Genomic DNA, 2355 nt, shown 5'->3' on the forward strand with positions numbered 1-2355 from the left:
GTATCGGTCCGACAAAACCATATTGATAGTTGAGTCCTGTATGTTTAATGTTGCAGGATGAAAAAGACATCCAACGAAGCGTATTATTCCCTGTTCTGCAAGTGGCAGGAATCCGGTCAGAGCAAGGCAAGCTTTGCCGCATCGGAAGGCATTCCCAAAGCAACTTTCTATTATTGGTGTAAGAAGTTTGACACCGATACCATTCCTACCTCTTCCTCTTCCCCGTTTTCGGTTATTCCGATGGATCATATCACGGCAGGTCCTGTAGCCAGGATCAGCTATCCCTCGGGGGTCTGTGTGGAACTGTTTGGGACAGTAGATGTGGTTACCGTCCGTGAGTTGGTGGGCTGATGCTGGCCTTATCAAGTTCTGTCAGGTATTACCTGTATCATGAACCGACGGATATGCGTTTCGGGATCAACTCGCTTGCCGGGCTTGTGCGCAACAAGCTTGGTTTCGACCCGATGAACGGGGACGTATTTGTTTTTCTTGGCAAGCGCTCCAACCAGATCCGCTTTCTGCAGTGGGACCGGGACGGTTTTGCCATGTACATCAAAAAGCTGGAACAGGGCACTTTTGAACGCCCTGTGCTGTCGGGAAACGCGGTCACAAGCGGTCAGCTCAGCCTGCTTTTACAGGGAGTAAGGCTGGTTTCGGTGAGCTACAGAAAGCGCTATGACCCCTTAAAAAGGGCTTGAAAACAGTCTGTTTATTTTAGGTAAAAAGTGGCTTTAAATACTGTTTAAGCTACTTTTTTGGCATATATTTATGTCATGGAAAACAAGGAGACGGACTACAAAAAACTGTATGAAGAGACCTTGTTGGTGCTGTCCGAAAAAGAAGGCATCCTTGCTGAAAAAGAAGAGGCCCTTGCCGGAAAAGACCATGTGATCGCCGATCTGGGCTTCGAGCTGGATAAACTCCGCAGGTATATTTTTGGGTTTAAGAGCGAGAAACGCAACGGCAGTGCCGGTGACAACCAGATGGGCCTGTTTGAACTCGGTGTGACCCAATCAGTACAGGAGGAACTATCCTGTGCGGTGGAGCAGCAGAAGCCCGCACCAAAGAAACGGGCCAAAGGAACCGGCCGTATGAGCCTGCCTGAAGAACTGACCAGGGAAGAGATCGTGATAGAGCCATCTGAATCCACTGAAGGATGTGTGAAGATCGGGGAAGAAGTGACCGAGGTATTGGAGATCGAGCCGGCTTTTTTCTATGTAAAGCGGTATGTGCGTCCAAAGTACGCCAGACCAAACGGCGAAGGCATCCTGATCGGCATGCTTCCGGACCGGGTCATCGAAAAGGGCATCCCTTCCGAATCGGTCGTAGCCCAGCTCACCGTTGACAAATACGTTTATGGGATGCCGCTGCACCGGCAGATCGACAAATACAGTAAAATGGGAGTCCGGATCCCCGCTTCCAGCGCCTCGGACTGGCTGATGCGGGGATGGGAACAACTCAGGCCGCTCTGGGAGCTGCTCCGCCTGATGGTCTTCTCCCAGAAATATCTCCAGGCGGATGAAAGCCCCCTAAAGGTGCTGGACAGGGACCATAAAAACGGGATCCATAAAGGGTACATGTGGCTGTACCATGCCCCTGTGGACAGGCTTGTCCTGTTTGACTACCGAAAGGGACGGGACAGTTCCGGTCCCGAAGAAATGCTTGCCGGGTTTAAGGGGATTCTCCAGACGGATGGCTATGTTGTCTATGATTCACTGTATGCGGACCATCCTGATATCCTGTTGACATTTTGTATGGCTCATGCGAGACGCTATTTTGTCAATTCGGTCAAAGATGATGAGAAGCAGGCCAACTATGTCCTGGATGAAATGCAGTTGCTGTATGCACTGGAGAAGCGGATGAGGGAGCAGGAACTGGACTGGGAGCAACGGACAGAGGAAAGGAAGAAACACGCACGTCCTGTCCTGGACCGGCTGGAGAAATGGCTCAAGGAAAACCAATACAAGTACAGGCCAGGCAGTCCGATGGGTAAAGCCATTGACTATACACTGCCCAGATGGGCGGGACTGAGTGCCTATGAGCTCCATGGCCAGATGGAAATAGATAATAATTTAGTTGAAAATGCGGTGCGCCCCTTGGCGATCGGCCGAAAAGCATTTTTGTTCGCCGGATCACATCAGGCAGCAGAGATGGCAGCCGGGATGTACTCCTTTATGGCCAGCTGCAAAAAGAACAATATCAATGAATTTGAATGGCTGAAGGATGTGTTTGAAAGAATCCAGAGCCTTAAACAAAAAGACCTGTACCAACTTCTTCCCTCAAACTGGAAACAGCATAGGCCTAAACCGATTCTCTGAAATTCCTAATCCAAAACATACGGGATGCTCGGAGCGA

3 protein-coding genes are annotated in these 2355 nt (G+C 50.2%); all 3 read left to right on the forward strand.

Annotation, left to right across the window (positions count from 1 at the left end; genetic code table 11):
* The first annotated feature begins 57 nt into the window (after positions 1–57).
* Positions 58–351 carry an IS66 family insertion sequence element accessory protein TnpA gene (gene tnpA / locus AS141_RS25780; RefSeq protein ID WP_057940596.1) on the forward strand — a complete coding sequence of 98 codons (294 nt, stop codon included), beginning with the start codon at positions 58–60 and terminating at the stop codon, positions 349–351.
* Positions 351–698: an IS66 family insertion sequence element accessory protein TnpB gene (gene tnpB / locus AS141_RS25785; RefSeq protein ID WP_057940597.1), complete on the forward strand. Its 348-nt coding sequence runs from the start codon at positions 351–353 to the stop codon at positions 696–698. The genes tnpA and tnpB overlap by 1 nt, the downstream gene beginning before the upstream one ends.
* A gap of 75 nt (positions 699–773) precedes the next feature.
* Positions 774–2318 (forward strand): IS66 family transposase, encoded by a 1545-nt coding sequence (gene tnpC / locus AS141_RS26400; RefSeq protein ID WP_082632444.1) that lies wholly within the window; start codon positions 774–776, stop codon positions 2316–2318.
* Positions 2319–2355 lie beyond the last annotated feature (37 nt).

Source organism: Algoriphagus resistens, from assembly GCF_001442615.1.
Classification (GTDB): Bacteria; Bacteroidota; Bacteroidia; order Cytophagales; family Cyclobacteriaceae; genus Algoriphagus; species Algoriphagus resistens.

What these genes read in the sequence shown, in the direction of transcription:
- tnpA (WP_057940596.1), top strand. Translation starts at nt 58, where the DNA reads ATGAAAAAGACATCCAACGAAGCGTATTATTCCCTGTTCTGCAAGTGG.
- tnpB (WP_057940597.1), top strand. Translation starts at nt 351, where the DNA reads ATGCTGGCCTTATCAAGTTCTGTCAGGTATTACCTGTATCATGAACCG.
- tnpC (WP_082632444.1), top strand. Translation starts at nt 774, where the DNA reads ATGGAAAACAAGGAGACGGACTACAAAAAACTGTATGAAGAGACCTTG.